The organism is Dyella silvae (assembly GCF_026421305.1).
Lineage (GTDB): Bacteria > Pseudomonadota > Gammaproteobacteria > Xanthomonadales > Rhodanobacteraceae > Dyella > Dyella silvae.
The window spans coordinates 875,062-899,192 of record NZ_JAPJBQ010000001.1; the positions used below are offsets into that span (position 1 = coordinate 875,062).

20 protein-coding genes and 7 tRNA genes are annotated in these 24,131 nt (G+C 61.4%); 10 read left to right on the plus strand and 17 right to left on the minus strand.

Translation table 11 applies throughout. The annotated features are described in order from the left end of the window. Positions 1-90 precede the first annotated feature (90 nt). Together OQE56_RS04020 and OQE56_RS04025 are read right to left on the minus strand one after the other, a co-directional pair. Positions 91-861 (minus strand): FKBP-type peptidyl-prolyl cis-trans isomerase, encoded by a 771-nt coding sequence (locus OQE56_RS04020; RefSeq protein ID WP_267221765.1) that lies wholly within the window; start codon positions 859-861, stop codon positions 91-93. A gap of 194 nt (positions 862-1,055) precedes the next feature. Then, on the minus strand, positions 1,056-2,825 hold the full coding sequence (locus tag OQE56_RS04025; protein ID WP_267221766.1) for a cation:proton antiporter: 1,770 nt from the start codon (positions 2,823-2,825) through the stop codon (positions 1,056-1,058). Positions 2,826-3,066: 241 nt separating this feature from the next. On the opposite strand from OQE56_RS04025, the gene OQE56_RS04030 reads away from it, so the two are divergent. The 3 genes from OQE56_RS04030 (at position 3,067) to OQE56_RS04040 (ending at position 3,395) form a co-directional block, all read left to right on the plus strand. After that, positions 3,067-3,142 (plus strand) — tRNA-Ala (locus tag OQE56_RS04030). An 11-nt stretch (positions 3,143-3,153) separates the two neighbouring features. Then, positions 3,154-3,229 (plus strand) — tRNA-Glu (locus OQE56_RS04035). 89 nt (positions 3,230-3,318) lie between these two features. Then, positions 3,319-3,395, plus strand: a tRNA-Asp gene (locus OQE56_RS04040). Between the two features lie 154 nt (positions 3,396-3,549). Here OQE56_RS04040 and OQE56_RS04045 read toward each other — a convergent pair. Both OQE56_RS04045 and ppsR read right to left on the minus strand, forming a co-directional pair. Further along, positions 3,550-4,041, minus strand: a complete 492-nt coding sequence (locus tag OQE56_RS04045; protein WP_267221768.1) for a DUF1249 domain-containing protein — start codon at positions 4,039-4,041, stop codon at positions 3,550-3,552. 17 nt (positions 4,042-4,058) lie between these two features. Beyond that, entirely contained in the window at positions 4,059-4,874 is an 816-nt protein-coding gene (ppsR, locus tag OQE56_RS04050) for a posphoenolpyruvate synthetase regulatory kinase/phosphorylase PpsR (RefSeq protein WP_267221770.1), read from the minus strand. Positions 4,875-5,111: 237 nt separating this feature from the next. Here ppsR and ppsA point away from each other — a divergent pair, with 237 nt between their 5' ends. Next, the gene (gene ppsA, locus OQE56_RS04055) at positions 5,112-7,487 is read left to right on the plus strand and encodes a phosphoenolpyruvate synthase (protein WP_267221772.1); all 2,376 of its coding nucleotides are present in this window, start codon (positions 5,112-5,114) and stop codon (positions 7,485-7,487) included. A 58-nt stretch (positions 7,488-7,545) separates the two neighbouring features. On the opposite strand, the gene OQE56_RS04060 is transcribed toward ppsA, so the two are convergent. Next, positions 7,546-8,037: a nuclear transport factor 2 family protein gene (locus tag OQE56_RS04060; protein WP_267221773.1), complete on the minus strand. Its 492-nt coding sequence runs from the start codon at positions 8,035-8,037 to the stop codon at positions 7,546-7,548. 78 nt (positions 8,038-8,115) lie between these two features. On the opposite strand from OQE56_RS04060, the gene lepB reads away from it, so the two are divergent. The 3 genes from lepB (at position 8,116) to OQE56_RS04075 (ending at position 9,952) form a co-directional block, all read left to right on the plus strand. Next, entirely contained in the window at positions 8,116-8,790 is a 675-nt protein-coding gene (gene lepB, locus OQE56_RS04065) for a signal peptidase I (RefSeq protein ID WP_267221775.1), read from the plus strand. A 76-nt stretch (positions 8,791-8,866) separates the two neighbouring features. Beyond that, a tRNA-Ser gene (locus OQE56_RS04070) sits at positions 8,867-8,956 on the plus strand. Positions 8,957-9,250: 294 nt separating this feature from the next. Further along, positions 9,251-9,952, plus strand: coding sequence for a PP2C family protein-serine/threonine phosphatase (locus tag OQE56_RS04075; protein ID WP_267221776.1), 702 nt, complete (start codon positions 9,251-9,253; stop codon positions 9,950-9,952). A gap of 16 nt (positions 9,953-9,968) precedes the next feature. Here the strand turns inward: OQE56_RS04075 and dnaQ are convergent, their stop codons facing one another. Genes dnaQ through OQE56_RS04090 form a run of 3 tightly spaced genes read right to left on the minus strand, consistent with a single transcriptional unit; the run spans position 9,969 to position 11,845 of the window. Continuing rightward, positions 9,969-10,691, minus strand: a complete 723-nt coding sequence (dnaQ, locus tag OQE56_RS04080; protein ID WP_267221778.1) for a DNA polymerase III subunit epsilon — start codon at positions 10,689-10,691, stop codon at positions 9,969-9,971. Continuing rightward, positions 10,688-11,131, minus strand: a complete 444-nt coding sequence (rnhA, locus tag OQE56_RS04085) for a ribonuclease HI (RefSeq protein WP_267221780.1) — start codon at positions 11,129-11,131, stop codon at positions 10,688-10,690. Before rnhA ends, dnaQ begins: the two co-directional genes overlap by 4 nt. 30 nt (positions 11,132-11,161) lie before the next feature. After that, positions 11,162-11,845, minus strand: coding sequence for a class I SAM-dependent methyltransferase (locus OQE56_RS04090; protein WP_267221781.1), 684 nt, complete (start codon positions 11,843-11,845; stop codon positions 11,162-11,164). Positions 11,846-12,072: 227 nt separating this feature from the next. On the opposite strand from OQE56_RS04090, the gene gloB reads away from it, so the two are divergent. From gloB to OQE56_RS04105, 3 genes are all read left to right on the plus strand, one after another. Further along, the gene (gloB, locus tag OQE56_RS04095; RefSeq protein ID WP_267221782.1) at positions 12,073-12,837 is read left to right on the plus strand and encodes a hydroxyacylglutathione hydrolase; all 765 of its coding nucleotides are present in this window, start codon (positions 12,073-12,075) and stop codon (positions 12,835-12,837) included. 116 nt (positions 12,838-12,953) lie between these two features. Then, positions 12,954-14,075 carry a LysM peptidoglycan-binding domain-containing protein gene (locus tag OQE56_RS04100; RefSeq protein ID WP_323748553.1) on the plus strand — a complete coding sequence of 374 codons (1,122 nt, stop codon included), beginning with the start codon at positions 12,954-12,956 and terminating at the stop codon, positions 14,073-14,075. 65 nt (positions 14,076-14,140) lie between these two features. Next, positions 14,141-14,923, plus strand: coding sequence for an enoyl-ACP reductase FabI (locus OQE56_RS04105; RefSeq protein WP_267221784.1), 783 nt, complete (start codon positions 14,141-14,143; stop codon positions 14,921-14,923). Between the two features lie 72 nt (positions 14,924-14,995). Here OQE56_RS04105 and OQE56_RS04110 read toward each other — a convergent pair whose 3' ends face one another. The 9 genes from OQE56_RS04110 to OQE56_RS04150 form a co-directional block, all read right to left on the minus strand. Continuing rightward, positions 14,996-16,900 carry a SurA N-terminal domain-containing protein gene (locus OQE56_RS04110; RefSeq protein WP_267221785.1) on the minus strand — a complete coding sequence of 635 codons (1,905 nt, stop codon included), beginning with the start codon at positions 16,898-16,900 and terminating at the stop codon, positions 14,996-14,998. Between the two features lie 87 nt (positions 16,901-16,987). Continuing rightward, positions 16,988-17,064, minus strand: a tRNA-Asp gene (locus OQE56_RS04115). 9 nt (positions 17,065-17,073) lie between these two features. Then, positions 17,074-17,148: transfer RNA gene (locus tag OQE56_RS04120), tRNA-Val, on the minus strand. Between the two features lie 20 nt (positions 17,149-17,168). After that, complete coding sequence (locus tag OQE56_RS04125) at positions 17,169-17,441, minus strand: HU family DNA-binding protein (protein ID WP_102302650.1); 273 nt, start codon at positions 17,439-17,441, stop codon at positions 17,169-17,171. A gap of 324 nt (positions 17,442-17,765) precedes the next feature. Beyond that, positions 17,766-20,273 carry an endopeptidase La gene (lon, locus tag OQE56_RS04130; RefSeq protein WP_267221788.1) on the minus strand — a complete coding sequence of 836 codons (2,508 nt, stop codon included), beginning with the start codon at positions 20,271-20,273 and terminating at the stop codon, positions 17,766-17,768. Positions 20,274-20,453: 180 nt separating this feature from the next. Next, positions 20,454-21,749: an ATP-dependent Clp protease ATP-binding subunit ClpX gene (gene clpX, locus OQE56_RS04135; protein ID WP_267221789.1), complete on the minus strand. Its 1,296-nt coding sequence runs from the start codon at positions 21,747-21,749 to the stop codon at positions 20,454-20,456. A 106-nt stretch (positions 21,750-21,855) separates the two neighbouring features. After that, positions 21,856-22,485, minus strand: coding sequence for an ATP-dependent Clp endopeptidase proteolytic subunit ClpP (gene clpP, locus OQE56_RS04140; protein ID WP_267221790.1), 630 nt, complete (start codon positions 22,483-22,485; stop codon positions 21,856-21,858). A gap of 37 nt (positions 22,486-22,522) precedes the next feature. Then, entirely contained in the window at positions 22,523-23,815 is a 1,293-nt protein-coding gene (gene tig / locus OQE56_RS04145) for a trigger factor (RefSeq protein ID WP_267221791.1), read from the minus strand. Positions 23,816-23,894: 79 nt separating this feature from the next. Beyond that, positions 23,895-23,979: transfer RNA gene (locus tag OQE56_RS04150), tRNA-Leu, on the minus strand. Positions 23,980-24,131: the final 152 nt, after the last annotated feature.

Genomic DNA, 24,131 nt, shown 5'->3' on the forward strand with positions numbered 1-24,131 from the left:
CCCGACCTTCCGGTATGGCATCACCAGAAACAACACGGGGCGCGAATTGCTTCGCGCCCCGTGCCATGACCTTGAAGTCGGTACCGGCGATTACTTCGCGCCGCCAGCCTGCTCGCCAGCCGCCGTCGGGCCGGTCTTGACCAGGGTGACGTCGAAGATGATCGTCGCATTCGGCGGGAAGCCGTTCTGCGGCTGCGCACCGTAAGCGATGTTGGCCGGGATGAAGAACTTGTAGTGGCCGCCGACCTGCATCAGCTGGATGCCTTCGCGGAAGCCCGGGATCACGCCAGCCAGCGGGATCGAAGCGGCACCGCCGCCTTCGTGCTTAGCCGAATCGTCAAACACTTCGCCATTGACGAAGGAGCCGACGTAGTTGACCTGCACGGTGTCGTTCGGACCCGGACGAGCGCCGGTACCCTGGCTGAGCACCTGGTACTGCAGACCCGAGGCGGTGGACTTCACGCCGGCAGCGGTCTTGTTCTTGGCGAGGAAAGCGTCGCCTTCGGTCTTGTTCTTGGACGAGACCTGAGCGTACTCAGCCTTGGCCTTGGCCTGCAGATTGGCCACGAAAGCATCACGAACCTGCTTGGCTTCGGCTTCGCTCATGGTCGGCTTCTGGCCGGACAGAGCGGACTGCAGCGCGCGAGCCACAGTAGCCGGGTCCACTTCCTCGCGGACCAGCGGCGGCAGCGAGCTGGCCAGATCCCAACCAACCACGTAGCTGGCCTTGGTCTTGTCGACCGCGGCGGGAGCAGTGGCGGGGGCGGCGGACTTCGCGGCCTGTGCGTGCACGCCAGCGGTCATGCCCAGTGCAACGGCCAGGGCGGCCGCCGTCAGCGTAGGACGCAGAAAATGCTTCATGTGGAACTCCCTCGTATTTGGATGTGCCGGCGCTACCGGACTGGCCCCCCCGATGGAGGCAGGCCCCGCATTGTGCGGCGCTTGTCGAGTCTTGGCAACGATGTGGAACCTACGACCGTCAGTCGTGATTAAAAGTTCACAATACGGCTTTAAAGCGCGGTTTTTTACGATTTATGGACACCCACTGTGCTGAGTCAGGTGTGCCCATCATCGGATCGACCCGGCTTTTCGAGCGTATCGCGCAACGCTGCCTGTAGGCGCGCATGAACCTGCACCAGGCCGCGCCAGAGCAGCCACGCCAGCACCAGCAGCACCAGCACCAGCACCACTGCCACCTCACGCGGAGGCAGGATAGTGGAGGCCAAAGCGGCCACTAGCAGCCCAAGCACCCCCATCGTCGCGAGGGGGATAAATCGCGCCAATACGGCGCGAATACGCATGTTGTAGGCGCCACCAATACGCTCAGGAATGCTCAGTTCCGCCAGCAGCATGCCCAGCGCGGTCGCCTTGCGGTAGGCCGCCACAATCATCGGCAGGGAGACCAGGGCCGCGATCGACCATGCCAGGCTACGCCTCACCTGAGGCTTGTCGGCAAGAAAGTCCCAATGGAAAACGCCGCGCCGATGGAGAAAGGACATGATCAGGAAGGCGGCCACGACCAGCATCATGTTGATGATGATGTGCCACACCAGGCGCCGGATCATCTTGGCCACCATGGCCCCCTGCCCGCTCAGGCTGAGGTTGCCCATCCACTCGGTATACGCACTGAACAGGCCGGTGAGGTTACCCGGCAGCCTTTTCGCCAACCCACTGGCCAGCGGATCAGAAGCGCGAATGAGATACGGCGTGAGGAAGGTGGTAACGGCCGACACGGCCACTGCCACGGGATAGAGAAAACTGCTGGTCACTTTCAGGGTTGCGCCCAACGACGCGATCACGAAGGAGAATTCGCCGATCTGCGCCAACCCCATGCCTACGCGCAGCGAGGTGCGCCCGTCGTTGCCGGCCACAAACGTACCGAAACCGCAGGTAATCACCTTGCCCAGCACAACCACCGCCGTGACCACCAGGATCGGCGACCAATACTGTTTGAGCATCGCGGGGTCGATCAGCATGCCAATCGCCACGAAAAAGATCGCGCTGAACACATCGCGCACGGGCCCGATGATGCGCTCGATGCGCTCCACGCTCTGCGACTCGCCCACGATGGCGCCAATCATGAAAGCGCCCAGGGCAACGCTGTAGCCCATCTCGGAAACCAGCAGGCAAAAGCCGAAGCACAGGCCCAGCACCGCCACCAGCAGCACATCATCGCGGCTGACGTCCGCGATGTAGTCAACCACACGCGGCACCAGCAGCAGGCCGACCACCAGCGACACAACCATGAACAACGTGAGCCGGCCCACGGCGGCCATCGCCTCGCTGGCTTCCAGACCGCCGGTGCTGGCAATACCCGTGAGCAGCGCCATCAGCACAACGGCAATCACGTCCTCGATAATCAGAATGCCGAACATCAATTGCGCGAAGCGCTCACGCTTGAGGCCCAGATCGTCGAGCGCCTTCATGATGATGGTCGTCGACGACATGGAAAGCATGGCGCCAAGGAACAGCGAGTCCATCGAGCTCCAGCCGAAGAATCGCCCTATTTCGTAGCCGAGCCAGAGCATCAGCACGATTTCGCAAACCGCCGCCACCAGCGCCGCGCCACCGACTTCGCGCAGCTTCTTCAGGCTGAACTCCAGCCCCAGCGCGAACAACAGAAGGATCACGCCGAGTTCGGACAATGTGCGGATGGTCTGCGCATCGCGGATAAACACGACGGGAAACGTAAAGGGTCCCACCAGCACGCCGGCAATGATGTATCCAAGCACGACCGGCTGACGCAGCTTTTGAAAAATCACCGTCGTCAGTCCCGCGATCAACATGACGGTCGCGAGGTCTTGGATGAAATGCAGATCGTGCATCAATGAAATCCGTAGGGACGTCTGGCAAGACTAACAATCGAACACGCGATACACAGCCCTGCGTGACGAAGTAGATCGCTTGCACGGATTCAAGACACACCTGACGATCGATCACCGTGTTTGCGGATCGATGTAACTAGTTGTTGTTATTCGTTCGTGAAAGAAAGTTGAAAAATATTCACATCGAACGCTTGACGAAATCGCGATCTCTATCTATTCTTTCGGGCTTCCAGAGGCACACGGGGCCATAGCTCAGCTGGGAGAGCGCCTGCATGGCATGCAGGAGGTCGGCGGTTCGATCCCGCCTGGCTCCACCAAATTTAGATACGTCCCCATCGTCTAGAGGCCTAGGACATCACCCTTTCACGGTGGCGACCGGGGTTCGAATCCCCGTGGGGACGCCACTCTAACGCTAAACCGGGTTCCGGCGAAGCAGTCAGAGTGGACATGGATGTAGTCTAGATTGGTGTTGCGTTGGAAGCAGTAAAAATGCGGAGCGGTAGTTCAGTCGGTTAGAATGCTGGCCTGTCACGCCGGAGGTCGCGGGTTCGAGTCCCGTCCGCTCCGCCACTTTACGAAGAGCCCGCCATTGGCGGGTTTTTTGTTGCCCGAAGAAAAAGCTGAAGCACCGTTTTCGGGAGCGCACCCTGTGCGCGATAACCCTGCGAAGCGATAGGCCCGGAGTTCTGCGGTTGCGCACTGGGTGCGCTCCTACCGTTTCCTGTTAACCGGGCATCTCATCGGGCGACTGGTGATCTTCCAGCCGCTCCAGCGTCCCTTTCGAATGCCCCTGCTCCGCCAGGTATTCCAGCCAGCGCGAGAGAAAGCCATTCATGCGCAGGCGATGCTGAAACACCGTGTGCGCAGGTGGAAACGGGCCAAGCACCTGCCAAAGATGCCGGCCTGGATGACAGTGCAGCGCCTCAGCCACGTGCGCGTCGGTGTACATGCGCAATTGCGCCGATGGCGAGGGCTGTCCGGTATGCGCATCCACAAAGTTATAGGTGAGCTCCAGTTCCAGCGTATAGGGATGGCGCTCCTGTACCTGCAGGCGCACATCGAGCCCATCGTCCACACTGGACACGTAAAACCCCGGCGGCAGCTCCTGCGGCGCAAACAGCCTGACCAGCCGGTGATAGTTCTCCGCGTAAAGCCCCATCAGGAAGCCGAAGCGTCCCGGTAGCAAGGCATTGCGGCTGTCCAGTACGGCACTCATGGGCGATGCAGGCTCCTTTAGAACATGGTCCGCTCGATTCCGAAGCGGTCAAAGATCTTGCTCGCGATCTCCTCGATCGACACGTGCGTGGTGTTGAGATTCGGAATCCCTTCCCGGCGCATCAGCTTGTCGGCCTGCGCCAGCTCCCAGCGGCACTGCTCCAGCGTTGCGTAACGGCTACCGGCGCGCCGCTGTTCGCGGATCTGCGCCAGGCGCTGAGGATCGATGGTGAGACCAAACAGACGATCCTTATACGGTCGCAGGCGCGCCGGCAGTTCCAGCTTATCCAGGTCGTCATCGGTCAGGGGGTAATTGGCGGCGCTGACCCCGTAATGCAAGGCCATATACAAACAGGTCGGCGTCTTACCCGAGCGGGACACGCCCACCAGAATCAGGTCGGCCTGCGCGTAATCCACGTCGATGCCATCATCATGCGAGAGCGCATAATTGGTGGCATTGATGCGCGCCTCGTACTTGTCGAAGTCCACCAGACCGTGCGAGCGGTTGACCGCTCCAGAACGCTTGGCCCCCAGCTCATCCTCCAGCGGCCCGATGAAGGGCGCAAACACGTCCAGCATCAGTGCGCCACTTTCGGCGACAATCTCGCACAAGTCTCGCGAGGCCATGGTATTGACCACGATGGGACGCTGCCCGGTTTGCGCATAACGGGTCTTGATGCGCAGCGCTGCGGCCTCCGCTTTGTGGGAGTCGTCGATGAAGGGCAGACGGTGCTTTTCGAACTGCACCCCTTCAAACTGCGCCAGAATGCTGTTTCCGATCGTCTCGGCCGTAATACCAGTGGAATCGGAGATATAGAAAACCGTTCGCTGCATGAGTAACCCGAAGTCCCTGACTGTTCCTGCCCACCACCTTAGCGCAACGTCAAAAGCCTGTCTTTGCTTGACTCTCGGCTGACTGGTATGCAGTTGGCGCTGGTTTTGGCGTAAATGGTCTTCTTGTGCTCCGCACCATCGGCAGCGGACAATACCAGTTCTTTGTAACCCGGTTTCCCCAATCAACCGGGGGCAAGCCCACTTCCAAACCTATAAAGAGCTCTTGAGGAGACTCCCTTGAACGATCTGGTGCTTTGGCTCGACACGCTGCGCATGACCGACCTGGGCAAGGTCGGCGGCAAGAATGCGTCGCTCGGCGAGATGATCGGCAATCTCGCCAAACTCGGCGTGTCGGTGCCCGGTGGCTTTGCCACCACCGCTGACGCGTTCCAGCAGTACCTCGACAAGAGCGGTGTGGCCAAGCGCATCCAGGCGCGTCTGGCCACGCTGGATGTGGATGACGTGGAAGCGCTGACCGCCGCCGGCAAGGAAATCCGCGAGTGGGTCACCGAAACCCCGCTGCCGGCTGATCTGGACCAGGCCATCCGCGACGGCTACGCCAAGCTTTGCAAGGACGCCGGTGCGGAGAACATCGCCGTGGCCGTGCGTTCCTCTGCGACTGCCGAAGACCTGCCCGACGCTTCGTTCGCCGGTCAGCAGGAAACCTTCCTTAACGTCGTTGGCATCGAGGACGTGCTGCACAAGGTGAAGGAAGTCTTCGCCTCGCTGTACAACGACCGTGCCATCGCCTATCGCGTGCACCAGGGCTTCAAGCACGAAGACGTGTTCCTCTCCGCCGGCGTGCAGCTGATGGTGCGCTCGGACGTGGGCGCCTCCGGCGTGCTGTTCACCCTGGACACCGAGTCCGGTTTCCGCGACGTCGTGTTCGTCACCGGCTCTTACGGTCTGGGCGAAATGGTCGTGCAGGGTGCCGTTAACCCCGACGAGTTCTACGTGTTCAAGCCCACGCTCAAGCAGGGCAAGCCGGCCGTGTTGCGCCGCGCTCTCGGCGCCAAGCAGCAGCGCATGGTCTATTCGAACAAGCCCGGCGAGCGCGTGAAGATTGAAGAAACACCGGCTGAGCTGCGCAACAAGTTCTGCATCACCGACGCAGACGTGGAGGAGCTGTCCAGGCAGGCACTGATCATCGAGCAGCACTATGGCCGCCCGATGGACGTCGAGTGGGCGAAGGACGGCAACACCGGCAAGCTCTACATCGTGCAGGCCCGTCCGGAAACGGTGAAGTCGCGCGCGCATGCCACCCAGCTCGAGCGCTTCCACCTCAGCGAAAAGGGCAAGGTGCTGACCGAAGGCCGCGCCATCGGCCAGAAGATCGGCGCTGGCAAAGCCCGCGTGATCCGCTCGCTGGCGGATATGAACAAGGTGCAGCCGGGCGATGTGCTGGTTGCCGACATGACCGATCCCGATTGGGAGCCGGTGATGAAGCGTGCGGCCGCCATCGTGACCAATCGCGGTGGCCGTACCTGCCATGCCGCGATCATCGCCCGTGAGCTGGGCGTGCCGGCCGTGGTCGGCACCGGCAACGGCCTGGATATGATTCCCGATGGCGCCGAAGTCACTGTGTCGTGCGCCGAAGGCGATACCGGCATGATCTATCAGGGCGCGCTGAAGTTCGAGCGCGTGACCGCGGACCTGGGCGACATGCCCGAGGCCCCGCTGAAGATCATGATGAACGTGGCCAACCCGGAACGCGCCTTCGACTTCGGCATGTTGCCGAACGCAGGCATCGGCCTGGCCCGCCTGGAAATGATCATCGCCAGCCACATTGGCGTGCATCCGAAGGCGCTGCTGGAATATGCCAAGCAGGACGCTGAAACCAAGAAGAAGATCGACGAGCGCATGGCCGGCTATGCCGATCCGGTGTCGTTCTACGTCGATCGCCTCGCCGAAGGCATCGCCACGATCGCCGCATCGGTGTACCCGAAGCCGGTAATCGTGCGCCTGTCGGACTTCAAGTCCAACGAGTACGCCGGCCTCATCGGCGGTTCGCGTTACGAGCCGCATGAAGAGAATCCGATGATCGGCTATCGCGGCGCCAGCCGTTACGTCGATCCGGGTTTCGCCGAGTCGTTCGCCCTCGAGTGCAAGGCGGTCAAGCGCGTGCGCGAAGTGATGGGCCTGGACAACGTGTGGGTGATGATTCCGTTCGTGCGTACGCTGGACGAAGGCCGCAAGGTCATCGGCGTGCTCGGCAAGAACGGCCTCAAGCAGGGCGAGCATGGCCTCAAGGTCATCATGATGTGCGAAGTGCCGTCCAATGCCCTGCTCGCTGCTGAGTTCCTGGAGATTTTCGACGGTTTCTCCATCGGCTCCAACGACCTCACTCAGCTCACGCTGGGCCTGGATCGCGACTCCAGCATCGTGGCCAACCTGTTCGATGAGCGCGACCCGGCAGTGAAGAAGCTGCTGGCCATGGCCATCCACACCGCTCGCGAAAAGGGCAAGTACGTGGGTATCTGCGGCCAGGGCCCGTCCGACCATCCGGACCTCGCTGAGTGGCTGATGGATCAGGGTATCGAGTCCGTGTCCCTCAACCCGGACACGGTGGTGGATACCTGGCTGCGTCTGGCCAAGAAAAAGAAAGCCGCCTAAACGTCAGGCGTCGATCGAGGGGCGGTGGCAACACCGCCCCTTTTTCGTGCCCGTAGGGTCAGGGCGAACACGGTCGTCCACCCGCGTCGAACGTGCTGTCGTCGCTCCGTATAAGCCCCTGCCTGACCGTCAGAAAGGTGGATATCGACAAGACCAGTGGAGAGCTACTCTGCCCGCTCTTCGCGACGAAGCGCACCGCTACGTGATCACCTTGCACGACCATCTGCGCTATCTCGTCATGGATGTCGGGAAACGCCGCGAACAACGCGCGATAAGTCCGCTTGACCTCCTCACGCCCCACGCGAGGTGCGCAGAAATCCGATGAACTCAACAAGGCGTCGTCGGCATAGAGCTCCGCCATGGCCACGGCATCGTGGCGGTTAAAGGCATCGAACATCGCCCGCACCACCGCCTCCGGCGCGGGATCCGCAGTCACCGGGGCGGCCGGTACGGCCATCAGAAACACCAGGCTTTTCAGGTTCACGCGGATCTCCTTGCGCTTAGGCCAAGATCGCCAGCCTCGCGCGACAAGACTCGCGGCGCGTGTCATGCCTTGCTCATTTCTCGCCCCGGAACCTTTACCGAGAGGCAGGGTCCACTCAATTCAACGTGCCAACGGAGAGCGCCCATGCGATGGCTGACAGAGTCCCTAGCGAAGAACAAAGGCTTTCTCACCTTCATGCTTTGCATGTTCATGTTCCGCAGCGCCATCGCGGACTGGAACGTGGTGCCCACCGGGTCCATGCAACCCACCATCCAGATCGGCGACCGCATCCTGGTCGACAAAGCGGCATACGACGTGCGCGTGCCCTTCACGCACGTCTCCCTGCATCATGTCGCCGACCCGAAGCGGGGCGACATTGTCGTCCTGGATTCCAGTGCTGCTGGCGAGCGGCTAGTGAAGCGTGTCATTGGCATACCCGGCGATCGGGTGGCGCTCGTACAGAATCACCTCACCATCAACGGCGTGGCCGCCGACTACCAGCCGATCGCTGTGCAAGGCATCCAGGATGATCGCGAGGATCCTGCGCTATACGCCGTGGAGCGCGTGGGAGCCACGCATCACGCCGTGCGCTGGTCCATCGCCCAACAAGGCCACACCAGCGACTTTGGCCCGGTCACCATACCGCCCGGCCAATATCTGCTGCTTGGAGACAACCGCGACAACAGCGCCGACTCTCGTTATTTCGGCTTCTTTCCGCGCAACGAGATCATGGGGCGCGCGACTCGCGTTGCCGTGTCGCTGAACCCCGCCAACCACTATCTGCCCCGCAGTGGGCGCTGGGGCGCGGCCTTGCAGTAATTACCCCCTACCCCATTGCCACGCCCTTGCCCGGTGCGTACAATTGCCGGCTCGCGTGGACCACACGCACCGCTTTGGAGAGGTGGCAGAGTGGTCGAATGTACCTGACTCGAAATCAGGCGTACGTGTAAGCGTACCGTGGGTTCGAATCCCACCCTCTCCGCCAGAAACGCAAAACGCCCCCTCGTGGGGCGTTTTGCGTTTCTGGCGGAGAGGGTGGTGTGGACGAACCCACTTGGTTCGACAAATTCGTCTGGAACGAATTTGGACAGCGGAAGGCTGGCCCCGTAGCGCGCGAGCGCGGAGGGGTCGGGTCCATGGATGGACCCGACAATCCCACCCTTCACGCCATCGCGCAGTCGAACAAAGCCCCAAACATGCTGGTTTTAATCACCCACTTTCTTTGCGCATTCCCCCCACTTCCGTCATGCTCCCACCGGCCCGCTATACCAGGTCCCCCATGATCGAATTCGGACACGGAACACACGTCGGCCTGCGCCGCACGCGCAACGAAGACACCTACTACGCCGACGCCTCGCTCGGCCTCTTTCTCGTGGCCGACGGCATGGGTGGCCACCAGCACGGCGAAGTGGCTTCAGCTCTGGTTCGCGACGCGGTAGCTGACTTGGTAACCCGCGGACACAGCCTCGTCGAAGCGGTACGCGCTGCAGACGAGCGCCTTATCCAGCACAGCCGTGGTTTTCACGATCCGCGCCCAATGGGGACCACCATCGCCGCGCTACGCCTGCACGCAGACACCTACGAAGTCGTTTGGGTCGGCGACAGCCGCGTCTATCTCTGGCAGAAAACGCTACGCCAGGTTAGCCACGATCATTCGCTGGTACAGGAACTGGTAGCGGCAGGCACGCTCGATCCGTCCCAGGCTGCCCGGCACCCTCAGCGCAACGTCATTACCCAGGCGCTGGGCATCACCGCAGCAGAACAACTGCACATCGGTATGGCACGCGGCCGACTGGAACCGGGCATGTGCTTCCTGCTGTGCAGTGACGGACTTACTGAAGAAGTAGACGACACGGCGATCGCCAGTATCGTCTCGCGTTATGACTTGTCGGCCCAGGAGTGCACCGAGCATTTGCTGCTCACCGCACTGGATGCCGGCGGCAGCGATAACGTCACGGTGATGCTGGCACGTATCAACTGATACGCCATGCGGCGGTTCAGTGAACCGCCGCTCCGTCGTCGCGACGCCACACACTCGTGCCACCGGCACTCTTGTCGAGCGAATCGAGACGTTGCTCATGCGCCGCAAGCTCGTCGTCGTTGGCACGCAGCACTCGCGGACGGCGATCGAGCACGATCGGCGCCAAAGCTACCGTCGCACCCTGTTCCTGCGCTCCTTCGAATCCGAGGTCGAGCACGACCTGGCCCGAGGTCATCGAGAGATAGACTTCAGCCAGCAACTGCGAGTCGATCAGGCCACCGTGCAGGTCACGTGCTGAATTGTCGACACCCAGGCGCTTACACAGCGCATCGAGGCTGTTGCGCTGACCGGGATAACGCTCGCGCGCCATCACCAGCGTATCGAGCACGTTGCAGCGATCTTCGATGCGCCCGTACGACTCACCCATTCGCGCCAATTCCGCGTTGAGAAAACCAACGTCGAAGGTGGCGTTATGAATGATCAGCTCGGCGCCATCGATGAAGGCGAGAAATTCGTCGACGACGTCAGCGAAACGCGGTTTGTCGAGCAGAAATTCATCCTCAATGCCCGTGACCTGTCGCGCGCCCTCGTCGATGGCGCGATCCGGGTTGAGGTAAGTCTGGTAATGGCGGCCCGTAGGGCGGCGCTCGACCATCTCTATACAGGCGATTTCGATCAATCGATGACCCTGGCGTACTTCGAGACCGGTGGTCTCGGTATCCAGCACAATCTGCCTCATGCTTTACTCCTGTACTGCTCGGCCTGTTCGCGGGCCGCTACATCAACACGCTCGTTCTCTACATGGCCATTGTGGCCACGCACCCAATGCCAGCGCACCTGGTGCGCTTGCGTCGCGTTGGACAATCGCTCCCACAGATCCTGGTTCTTCACCGGTTTCTTGTCAGCGGTTTTCCAACCATTGGCACGCCACTTGGGCACCCATTGTTCGATGCCCTGCATCACGTACTTCGAATCGGTAGTCAGTGCCACTTTGCACGGACGCGTCAGCGCCTCGAGTGCCGCAATGGCCGCCATCAGCTCCATGCGATTATTGGTGGTATCCGGCTCACCGCCTGCGACCATGCGCTCGGTCCCTTTGGCGCGCAGCAGGGCAGCCCAGCCACCCGGCCCGGGATTACCCAGGCAGGCGCCATCCGTAAAAGCTTCAACTTCAGTCATTGTCACCCATCAAAAAATCAGGATTGTCTTTCAGGACGCCGCGTTTCGTCGCGCGCCGGGCGCCAGCCCCACGTTGACCGTCGCAGGCAAGGCTTTGGTTTTCAGTCGGATCGGCGTGGCCATGCGCCGGCGCTTGCGCGCGATCAGCAGATAACCGCCTCCAAACGCGTGCGATGCATCGAGACCCACGCGACTGCTCGGCCACCATCCGCCCACACGCTCGACACGCTCGATGTCCAGCTCCATACGCCGCACCCACCGCTCCAGGAGAATGGGTGAGTGCATCGCCGGCGCGCGCCCGCGGGTACGCCACATCATCCATGGCAGCCACGCACTAAACGGGTGCAGGCCGGTCAGCGCAAGCACGCCGCCAGGCGCCAGCACACGGGAAACCTCTTCCAGCATATCCAGCGGCGTACGCGATACTTCGAGAGCGTGGCGCAACAGCACCAGATCAAACGCGTCGTCCCTGAACGGCAAAGGCTCGTCGGCGCGGGCCTGTACGTCCCCGCCATAACGCTCTGCCGCCATGCTCAGCTTGATCCAGTTACCCAGTAAGGGAAGTACCGGTGGCACGTCCTCTTTGGTCGCACTCACCAGCAGCGCATGCGTGCCGCTGCAGCGCTGCAGACCTGGTCCCAGCGCCACCGTCTCCTCAGCCAACAGGCTGCGCAGAGGCGCGCTGGAATAGATGTCTTGATCGCGCTGAGACATGCCCTGGCTGGCCCGGTCGTATCGATGGGGACAGTGTACTTGCAGCCCGGACATAACGTGTCCTGGTTTGCAGGCAGACCGACGACGGGCCCACAAGGCTGAACAGTCCAACTGCTGATTAACGTCTCACTAACGAGTGCGCCGGCGGGGCGCTCTATAGTCCCTCCCTTCGCGCAAGCCAAGGATGCCTGCGTCAGTCGATACGAATATCGCGGAGGGTGATCTCCTTGCACGTCGTACCGTTACCGGCGCTTGCCGACAACTACATCTGGCTGCTGCACGACGACGATGGCCAGGCCATCGTGGTCGATCCGGGCGACGCCGACCCGGTAGAAGCAGCACTGCATCAGCGGAATTTGCAGCTCCGCGCGATCCTGTTGACCCATCATCACCACGATCATATCGGTGGCGTGGATGCGCTACTGGCGCGGCATCACGTGCCGGTCATCGCTCCTCGCGACGAACGCATCGCGAAGGCGACGCAGCGTGTGGACGATGGCGACATCGTGCAAATGGAGCAACCACGCGTGCGTTTCGAAGTCTTGGCCGTACCCGGTCACACCACAACCCATATCGCTTATGCGGGCGAAGGCATCCTGCTCTGTGGCGATACGCTCTTCAGCATGGGCTGCGGCCGGCTGTTTGAAGGCACGCCCGCGCAGATGCTCGCGTCACTCGATCGCCTCGCGTCGTTGCCAGGCAACACGCTGGTGTGCTGTGCGCACGAATACACCACCGCCAATGGGCGCTTTGCGCAAACGATCGAGCCCGCCAATCGCGCCTTGGCGGTAAGACAACAGGAAGTGGCGGCGCTACGCGCACACAACAAACCGAGCCTGCCAGTGACGCTTGCTACCGAACGGGCTACCAATCCGTTCCTGCGCACCGACAGCGACGCCGTGATCGAATGGGGCCGCCACCACGGTGCAGGCGAAGACCGTGTGGCGCGCTTCGCGGCGCTGCGGGCCAACAAGGACGTATTCAGGACATGAATACCCGGTGCCTTCGCCCCCTGCCCCTTGCCCTGACGGTCTTCCTTGCCGCCTGCGCAACCGGCCCCACTCAAAAGTTGCAATCACCTTCCGTCCAGGCCCCCAAGCCAGAGCCGGTGCGCGACCTTCGTCACTCCGTTACCGTGCCGGTCATTGCAGACAGCAATAACGGCAATATTTGGGAAGACCTGCGTGGCAGCTTCGCCATGGCCGATTGCGATGCCGACCCTGGCATCACCATGTGGGCTCGTCGCTACACGCAAAATCCAGACCGCTTCGAAAGCCAGATTGCTGCGGCCGCGCCACGCCTGGCCTATGTGCAACAGGTCGCGGCCAAGCACCATGTGGCTGGCGAGTTTGCACTGCTGCCCTGGGTAGAAAGCCAGTACCGCCCGGTTGCTGGCGGCAAAGGCATGCCCGCCGGTATGTGGCAGATCATGCCGTCTACCGCTGATGCGATGGGCATTCGCGTCAACCGGAACTTCGATGGACGTATGGACGTCCCCGCGGCGACCGATGCCATCATGGCGCTGCTCAGCCGGTATCACGATGATCTCGACGACTGGCGACTGGTGGATTACGCCTTTAACGCCGGCGAATTCGGGGTTAAGCGGATGGTGAGCCAACACGGCACGCCACCCGCCGAACCGGTGATTCCAAAGATGCCGGTCAAGCCGGTCACACGCGAACACCTGGTCAAACTATTGGCGATCGCCTGCGTGATCCGCGATCCAGGTCGCTTCAATGTCAGCCTGCCCTCCTTGTCCTCCGAGCAGCGCCTGGTAAAGGTCAGCATCGACAATTCCATGCCGATGGCCCATGCCGCCAGCAACGCGGGCATGTCCACTGACGAATTCAAAGATCTCAACGCGGCGTTCCGCAACGGCGTCGTCGATTCCGACGCATCCCCTTATCTGCTGCTTCCCAGCGGCCGCGCTCAGCAGTTCCGCAACTCCCTGCTGGCCTCCGCTAGCGGTGAGGCGCAGAGCGTGCCCGGTACCGCCTCTCTGCCGCCGCTTGGCGCAGCACTCAGCGGCGCGACCAGCGATGACGACACGCCGAAAGCCTCGACCAAACGCCACGCTGGCTCCGGCAAGACCCACACCGTGAAGTCAGGCGAAAGCCTATGGTCGATCGCTCGACTTTATTCGGTCGATATCAAGCAACTCGAGCAGTGGAACCACCTGCAGGGCCCCAGCGTGAAACCCGGCCAGGTACTGAAGGTCACGCCGGGCTGACACTGGCCCGCAGCATCCACTGATAAACTCCTGGTACGACGCCAACGGGTTCTCCGGGAGGGCTCATGGGATTCCTGCACGGTAAACGTGCGCTGATCGTAGGCATTGCCAGCCAGCGCTCGATCGCCTGGGGGATCGCCAACGCGATGCATCGTGAAGGCGCCCAGATGGCCTTCACCTACCAGAACGATCGCCTCAAGGATCGCGTCGACGAGGCCGCCAACGCGTTCGGCTCCAACATCGTGCTGCCATGTGACGTGGCCAGCGATGATCAGATCCATCAGCTATTCGTGGACCTCGGCAAGCATTGGGATGGCTTCGACATCCTGGTGCACTCGGTGGGCTTCGCGCCGCGCGAATCACTGCAGGGAGAGTTTCTCGATCACCTGACTCGCGAGAGCTTTTCCGTAGCGCACGACATTTCCAGCTATAGCCTGGCGGCGCTGGCCAAAGCGGCGCGCCCACAAATGAAAGGCCGCGGCGGCGCCATTCTCACGTTGAGTTACCTGGGCGCCGAACGCGCCATGGACAGCTACAACGTGATGGGTCTGGCCAAGGCCAGCCTGGAAGCCAATGTGCGATACCTCGCGCTCAACCTGGGCCCGGAAGGCACGAGGGTGAATGCGATTTCGGCCGGCCCGATCAAGACACTGGCCGCAGCCGGCATCGCCAACTTCCGCAAGATGCTCGACCATGTCGACGCTTATGCGCCACTACGCCGGAGCGTCACCATTGATGAAGTGGGCAACGTTGGTGCCTTTTTGTGTTCGGATCTGGCGTCCGGCATCACCGGTGAAATCACCCATGTGGATGCCGGCTACAACATCCTTGGTATGACCGGCATCTGATCTCCTTTTGTCGCCCCAACAAAAAGGGCGGCCATTCGGCCGCCCTTTTTATGTTCTATCGCAAAATCGGGCTTACATACGATCCGCCGCGATCTTGATCTCGGTCTTCGCCTTCAGCGCATCAATGAATTCCTGCGTAGCGAGGATGCCGTAGGCCTGGGACATCTGATCACGCAGAGTATTCCGCTGCTCGAAGGAGACCTTGCTCAGATCACCGTCCTGCACCTTATCGACAGCGACCAGCGCATAGTTGCCGTCCGCCGTCTCGACACGGGCAAACTGCGGCTTGCCTTCTGCCGGATGCGGCAGCAGGAACGCCTGCTTCAACACCTCTGGCGGAAGCGACGGCTGCATACGGAGGGCCTCCGGCACAGCCTGCATGTTGGCACCTGTGGATGCGGCAACCGCCTGGATCTCCTCGCCCTTCTGCAAGCGAGCCAGCAAGGCGTCGGCGCGCTTCTGCGCTTCGGTGGCGGTACGTTCGCTGAGGATCTTCTGGCGCACCTGGTCGCGGACATCGGCCAGCGGACGTGCTGCCGCCGGAATGTGCTTGTCTACGCGCACGACCACGGCATGGTTCGAGCCCAGATCGATCAGGCCGGAATTATTGCCCTGGGACAGCACGTCATCCGAGAACGCAGCCTGGACCAGCTTCGGATCGGCGGTGAGGCCCTCACCACCTTTACGCGAGAACAGCCCGGTGGTCTTGATAGGCAGGTTCAGTGCCTGCGACGCCGGTTCCAGCGACGAGGGGCTCTGGTAGGTCTGATCGGTCAACTTGCCAGCCAACTCACTGTACTGACGGTCACGCTCAGTGGAGAGGTAGTCCTTGGCGATCTGATCACGCACTTCGGCAAACGGCTTGGCGTCGCCACTGCGCACATCGCGCAGGAACAGCACGTGATAACCCTCATCGGACAGCACCGGCTTGGAAATCTGGCCCTTCTGCAGCGAGAACAACGCCGAATCGAACGCCGGGTTGGTCACGCCCTTTTCCAGCCAGCCCAGATCGCCGCCGGAGCGCTTCGAACCCAGATCGTCCGAATCCTGTTCGGCGAGCTTGCCGAAATTCTCTGCGTTGGCTTCACCAGCGATCTTCTCAGCCTTGGCTAGCGCGGCCTTCTGCTGGTCCGGCGTCGCGTTCTTGGGAACGTTAACCAAGATGTGCGACACCAAGCGCTGCTCCGGCTGTACGAAGCGCTGCTTCTGGTCCTCGTAGCGCTTCTTCAGTTCGTCTTCGCTGGGCTGCGCGTCGATCTTCAGATCGGCGCCATTGACCTCGATGTACTTCAACGACACCTGCTCGGGGTTCATGAAGTCGGTCTGGTGTTCCTTGTAATACGCCTCAAGTTGCGCGTCCGACACGTCGGTATCGGTCAGCGCCGGGCGCGGTACCGCAAACCAGCGCAAGTCGCGGCGCTGATAAAGCAGGCCGAGGTAACGATCCATGTCCGCATCGGTGATGATGGTGCCAGCGATGATGGCACGCGGCATCAGACCCGGCTCCAGCGATGCGCGCTGGCTGTTTTCGAACATGGCAGGCGTCATGTTCTGTGCGGCCAGGATGGCGCGATACGTCGCCGGATCAAACTGCCCGTTGACCTGGAAAGCCTGCTGATTGGCGATGCGGTCGCGCAGCTCGACGCTGGACACCTTCAGGCCAAGCTTATCGTTCGCCTGGCGAAGCAGCTGCTCGTTGATCAGCTGATCGAGGATCAGCCGCTTGGTTTCCGGCAGCTCGAATTGGGCCGCATTGAACTGATCGCCCATGCGCGCCTGTGCGTCGCGGCGGGCTTCATTCATGCGGCCCTGGAAATCCCGCTGGGAAATTTCATGCTTGCCCACCATCGCCACATACGTGTCGGTGCGTGAGCTGAAATAGGACTCGATGCCAAAAAACGAGATCGCGAAAACGCAAATGCCCAGAACGACAATGGAAGGCCATCCGTGAAGCTTGTTACGCAGTGCCTGCAGCATGGAGATGTTCCCGGCTCTCGTTGTTCAGCGCACCAAGTGCGCGGCGCTTAAAAGGCAAGGGCGCCACACGGGCGCCCTTGCGAACTGTGGCGGAGCGGACGGGACTCGAACCCGCGACCTCCGGCGTGACAGGCCAGCATTCTAACCGACTGAACTACCGCTCCGCATGTTTCTGGTGGGTGCTGTAGGGATCGAACCTACGACCCTCGCCTTGTAAGGGCGACGCTCTACCGCTGAGCTAAGCACCCGAAACTAAGCAAGTAGCCGCTTAGTTTAGGGCATCCTTGAGGGTCTTACCAGCCTTGAACGCCGGAACCTTCGAGGCCTTGATCTTGATCGTCTCATTGGTGCGCGGGTTGCGGCCCGTACGAGCAGCGCGCTTGCGCACGGTGAAGGTGCCAAAGCCGACCACCGACACGTCCTCACCCTTCTTCAGCGCCTTCTGCACGGTCTCGAAGAAAGCCTCGAGAGCACGGCCGGCGTCAGCCTTGGTGAGTTCGGCCTTTTCGGCAATGGCATTGATCAGATCGGTTTTATTCATTGAGACACTCCCTTAAACGGTTATGCAGCCCGCGTGGTCATTCTGGGACCAGGCGACGCCTCCTGTGACAGCGCACCGGGCATCGCCAAGCAACCCCGCATCACTGCGCATCGTGCTTGGCGTCAGGCTGCGGTGCCGCCTTTATACCAGTGCCCCCCAGGGTCCGCAATGACAAGCAATACCAAGGGTTCCCGCGATTCAGCATGCTTCGCAAACGCTTGCAAAGTGCCTGCTGAAACGCTAAGCGCGCACTGTTCCATGCATGTGACCTGGCTATGAAAAACGGGCGGATACCCGCCCGTTTTCGGTGACTCCTATCACAGGTCAATGAGGCCGCGCGTACGACTCCTGCGACTCATCCTGACTGTCTTCCCGCGGCGCCTCGACCTTGGGCTTGCTATCGCCTTCAGTGACCTGCAGCGGCTGCAACGGGCGCTCCAGCGCGATGTCGAGCACCTCATCGATCCAGCGTACCGGATGAATATCCAGCGACGCCGTGATGTTCTCCGGAATGTCTGCCAGGTCCTTCTTGTTCTCGTCCGGAATGATGATGGTGGTGATGCCGCCGCGGTGGGCCGCCAACAATTTCTCCTTGAGCCCACCGATCGGCAACACGCGGCCACGCAGGGTGATCTCGCCCGTCATGGCCACCTCGGAGCGCACCGGCACCTTGGTAAGCGCCGACACCAGTGCCGTGCACATGGCGATACCCGCGCTGGGGCCATCCTTCGGCGTCGCACCCTCCGGCACGTGGATGTGGATGTCGAACTTCTGGTGGAACTCCGGATCGATGCCAAGGCGATCGGCACGCGCACGTACCACGGACAACGCCGCCTGGATCGATTCCTTCATGACGTCGCCGAGCTGCCCGGTATTCACCAGGCGCCCCTTGCCTGGAACCACCGAGGCTTCGATGCTGAGCAAGTCGCCACCGACCTGGGTCCAGGCCAGGCCGGTCACCAGACCGACTTCGTTCTGGAGCTCCTTGCGGCCAAAGTCAAAGCGACGGACACCCAGGTAATGCTCCAGGTTCTCCGACGTCACCTTGACCGCTTTCTTCGATTTAGCCGTCTTTACGGCCGCCGAAGACTTCTTGGCTTCGACCTTCTTCTTACCCACCTGCGACAGCGTCAGCTCCTTCACCACCTTGCGGCAGATCTTGGAAATTTCGCGCTCGAGGTTACGCACGCCGGATTCGCGCGTGTAGTAGCGCACGATGTCCCGGATGGCCTCTTCGTCAACACTCAGCTCCTCCGGCTTAAGGCCATTGGCCTTAAGCTGCTTGGAAAGCAGGTACTTCTGCGCGATCCCCAGCTTCTCATCCTCGGTATAACCCGGGATACGAATGACCTCCATGCGATCCAACAGAGGACCGGGGATGTTCAGAGAGTTGGCGGTGGCAATCCACATCACCTCGGACAGGTCGAGATCGACCTCCAGGTAATGGTCGTTGAATGCATGGTTCTGCTCCGGATCGAGCACTTCCAGCAGCGCCGACGACGGGTCACCGCGGAAGTCCATCGACATCTTGTCGATTTCGTCCAGCACAAACAGCGGGTTCTTGGTACCCACCTTGTTCAAGTTCTGCACGATGCGACCCGGCATCGAGCCGATATAGGTGCGGCGATGGCCACGAATCTCAGCCTCGTCACGCACGCCACCCAGGCTCATGCGGACAAACTTGCGGTTCGTTGCCTTGGCAATCGACTGTCCAAGCGAGGTCTTGCCCACGCCCGGAGGACCCACCAGGCACAGGATCGGGCCGCGCATGGTGTTCACGCGCTGCTGCACGGCGAGATATTCGAGGATGCGCTCTTTGACCTTTTCCAGACCAAAGTGGTCGGCATCGAGCACGTCTTGTGCGAGCTGCAGATCCTTGCGGACCTTGCTCTTCTTCTTCCACGGCACGCCGACCAGCCAATCCAGATAGTTGCGAACCACCGTGGCTTCGGCCGACATCGGCGACATCTGACGCAGCTTGCCGAACTCGGCGCGCGCCTTGGCCAGCACCGCCTTGGGCATGCCAGCGTTGTCGATCTTCTTCTGCAGCTCTTCGACTTCGTTCGGGCCTTCCTCGCTCTCGCCGAGTTCCTTCTGGATGGCCTTCATTTGTTCGTTGAGGTAGTACTCGCGCTGGCTCTTTTCCATCTGCGACTTCACACGGCCGCGGATGCGCTTTTCCACCTGCTGCAGATCCATCTCGCCATCGACCAGCCCGATCAGCAGCTCAAGGCGCTGCCCCACGTCAGCAGTCTCCAGCACCTTCTGCTTGTCACCCATGCGCACGGACAGGTGCGCCGCAATCGAGTCGGCAACGCGCGACGGGTCATCAATGCCCGACAACGTAGCGAGCACTTCCGGTGGCAGCTTGCGGCTCTGCTTTACCAACTGCTCGAACAGCGAAATCAGCGTGCGCGACACCACATCGAGCTCGCGCTCCTTGTTGCTGTACACCGGCTCGATCACGCGCGAGGTGGCGGTGAGCATGCCGCCTTCCTCGTCGTAATGCTCAATCGCGACACGCGACTGACCTTCGACCAGCACCTTTACGGTGCCATCGGGCAGCTTCAGCAATTGCAGCACGCTGGCGAGCGTGCCGATCTCGTGCAGGTCGCCGATCTTGGGATCGTCGATATCCGGGCTCTTTTGCGCCACCAACAGGATCTGGCGCTCGCCCTCCATGGCGCGCTCCAGCGCACGCATGGACTTGTCACGACCCACAAACAATGGGATGACCATGTGGGGATAAACCACCACGTCGCGCAGCGGCAGCACTGGCAGTGCGTCGAGCGCGGCTCCGGTGGCGAGGGGATTTGGGGCGTTCTTTGCCATCGAAGAGAATCTCTCAGGGATGAATAGCGTCTTTTGCCCCGACACTGCGCCGGGACCTTCTGTACGTCAAGTGGTGGCAGACAGTCATGCACTCAAGTGCATGGCAAACCGCATAAACGCGATGGCCCCGGCAATACGCTGCCAGGGCCATCACAAAAGTTAATGCGATGTGTCGTTGGATCAGGCGGCGTCGCCGCCCTCACCCGCCGCGCGCGGCTGCTTGAGGTTGCCGCGATAGATGAGATAAGGCTCTGCCTGACCTTCGATCACAGCATCATCGACGACGACCTTGCTGACGTGCTCCAGCGAAGGCAGCTCGTACATCGTGTCCAGCAGCACCTGCTCAAGAATGGTGCGCAGGCCACGAGCACCCGTCTTGCGCTTGAGTGCCTTGCGGGCAATCGCCTGCAGGGCTTCCGGACGGAACTCCAGCTCCACGCCTTCCATCTCAAACAGCTTCTTGAACTGCTTGGTGACGGCGTTCTTCGGCTCGGTCAGGATCTTCACCAGCGCCGGCTCGTCCAGTTCGTCGAGAGTGGCGACCACCGGGAGACGACCGACGAACTCAGGGATCAGACCATAGCGAACCAGATCCGACGGCTCGACTTCGGACAGTAGTTTGCCCAGGTTTTCCTTGCGCTCCTTGCTGCGCACTTCGGCCGAGAAGCCGATGCCCACGGTATCGGAACGCTGTTGGATCACCTTTTCCAGACCCGCGAACGCGCCACCACAAATGAACAGGATGTTCTTGGTGTCGACCTGCAGGAATTCCTGCTGCGGATGCTTGCGGCCACCCTGCGGCGGCACCGAAGCCAGCGTGCCCTCGATCAGCTTCAGCAGCGCCTGCTGCACGCCTTCGCCGGACACGTCGCGGGTAATCGACGGGTTCTCGCTCTTGCGCGAGATCTTGTCGATTTCGTCGATATAGACGATGCCAGACTGCGCCTTGTCGACGTCGTAGTCGCACTTCTGCAGCAGCTTCTGGATGATATTTTCCACGTCCTCGCCGACATAGCCCGCTTCGGTAAGCGTGGTGGCGTCAGCGATGGTGAACGGCACGTTGAGCAGGCGCGCCAGCGTCTCGGCCAGCAGCGTCTTGCCCGAACCGGTGGGACCGATCAGGAGAATATTGGACTTGCCCAGCTCGACGTCATCGCTCTTCTGGCGCGATTCCATGCGCTTGTAGTGGTTGTACACCGCTACCGCCAGCGCCTTTTTGGCACGGGTCTGGCCGACCACGTACTGGTCGAGCGTTTCCATGATTTCGCGGGGCTTGGGCAGCTGGCTGCGCCCGGAGGCGGCCTTCTCCTCCAGCTCCTCGCGGATGATGTCGTTGCAAAGCTCTACGCACTCGTCGCAGATGAACACGGACGGACCCGCGATCAGCTTGCGCACTTCATGCTGGCTCTTGCCACAGAAGGAGCAGTAGAGAATCTTGCCGCTGTCGTTGGAACGGCCCTGACGGTCGTCGCTCATGCCTGGATCCTGCTGAAAAATCGATTGCGGTTTGAGAATAGCACAGGGTTCCGCGTCTGCACCGAGACGCGGAACCGCTTGCAAACCTGGTACCAGGTGCCTGAAATCAGGCCGATTTCACCGTTTCGATGGCGCGGCGGTCCAGAACCTGGTCGATCAGGCCGTATTCCTTGGCTGCCTCGGCGCTCATGAAGCGATCGCGCTCCATGTCCCGCTCGATCTTGTCGAGGGGCTGGCCGGTATGCTGAACGTAGATATCGTTCAGGCGGCGACGCAAGTACAGGATTTCCTGAGCCTGAATCTCAATGTCCGTGGCCTGGCCGCGGGCGCCGCCGGACGGCTGGTGGATCATCACGCGCGAGTTGGGCAGCGAGTAGCGCTTGCCCTTGGCGCCAGCCATCAGCAGCAGCGACGCGGCGCTGCAGGCCTGGCCGATGCACATGGTGCTGACGTCCGGCTTGATGAACTGCATGGTGTCGTAGATCGCCAGCCCGGCGGTGACCGCACCACCCGGGCTGTTGATGTACAGATGGATGTCCTTGTCCGGGTTTTCCGATTCAAGGAACAGCATCTGCGCGACCAGCAAGTTGGCCACCTGATCGTTCACCTCGCCCACGAGGAAGATCACGCGCTCCTTCAGAAGGCGCGAGTAGATGTCGTACGAGCGTTCGCCGCGAGCGGTCTGCTCAACGACGATCGGTACCAGGTTGAGGTTCTGGATCGGGTCCATAGCCATGCGTGTCGCTCTCCGGTTGATTGGCCTGAAGGATGCCTCAGGCGCTGACCGGGCGCATCACCTCGTCGAAGCCCAGATTCTGCACGGTGGTTGCAGCGTGATCTGCCACCCACTCTGCGACCTGGTCTTCCATCACGCGGTTCTGCAGCCCAGACATCAGTTGGGGGTCGCGGTTGTAAAGTTCAACAACCTTCTCCGGCTCCTCGTAGGTCGAGGCGATGGCAGCCAGCTGCTCGGCCACGCGGGTGCGATCAACGGCCAGCGACTGCTTGCGGGCGATCTCACCCATCAGCAGACCGGCAATGACGCGCTTGCGTGCGATCGGCGCGGCAGCCTCGACCAGCTGCGGCGGCACCTGCTGGCCGCGCGGCACGCTGCCCTGGGCGAGGGCGTGCGCTTCGGACTGCACCATCACGTTCGGCACGTCCAGATCGGGGTAGGCATTGGCCAGCTTCTCAGCCACTTCGGACTTGAGGCGAGCCATCAGCGTGGCCTTGAGCTCGCGCTCGAGGTTTGCGCGCACTTCCTTGCGGAAATGCTCCAGGTCGCCATCGGCAATGCCGAACAGCTTGGCGAACTCGGCGTCCACTTCCGGCAGCTTCGGCTCCTGCACCTTCACGATCTTGAAGTGGCACTTGGCCATCTTGCCGGCGAGGTTTTCGTTGCGGAAATCTGCCGGGAATTCGACGTCGGCGTCGAACTCTTCATCGGCCTTGCGGCCGGTGAGAACGTCATCCAATGCCTTGAACAGGTTGCCCGAGCCCAGCACGCTGCCGGCGCGCTCGAGGTTTTCGGCCGGGAAACGGTAGTCGCCCGCCTGCGCCGAGTACTCGAACATCACGAAGTCGCCTTCAACCGAGGCGCGCTCAACCGGGTCGAAGCTGCGGCGCTGGGCGCGCAGGGTTTCGATCATCTTCTCGATGTCGGCGTCGGACACTTCTGCGACCGGACGCGAAACTTCGAGCTTGGCGACGTCGACTTCCGGGAATTCCGGCATCACTTCGAAGGTGGCGGTGTAAGCGATCTCACCGTTCTCCGGGCGGCCCGTGGTGTCGATCGACGGGTTGGCGATCGGACGCAGGTTTTCCTGGTTGACGGCTTCGCGCAGCGTGCTCCCGATGAGGTCGGAAAGCACTTCGCCGCGCACCTGGTCACCAAAGCGCTGCTGGATCACCGCGGTCGGCACCTTGCCCGGACGGAAGCCCTTGAGACGCACAGTGCGACCCATTTCGGCGATGCGCGCGCTTACCTGCGACTCGAAGCGCTCCGCGGGAAACTTCACCGTGAGCTTGCGCTCGAGCTTGCCGACGTTTTCAACCGAAACCTGCATGACGTCTCCTGGAGTACCGATATGAGCGCCTGAAATGGCGCTTGGCAGCCACTGGCCGCCTGCATAAAAAACAAAGGGATGGTGCGAAAGGAGGGACTCGAACCCTCACGGGGTTACCCGCTGGAACCTAAATCCAGTGCGTCTACCAATTCCGCCACTTTCGCATCAGAACAACTCTGAGGAATTTACCGCAAGCACCGGATTACCAAGGAAAAAGATGGGTATGAATACCCTCGCACCCCGCCCCGCCAGCTTCCGGACACTCCGCCCTAAGTCGATGATTCCCTTACACGAAAGAGGGTCATTTTACGGTTCG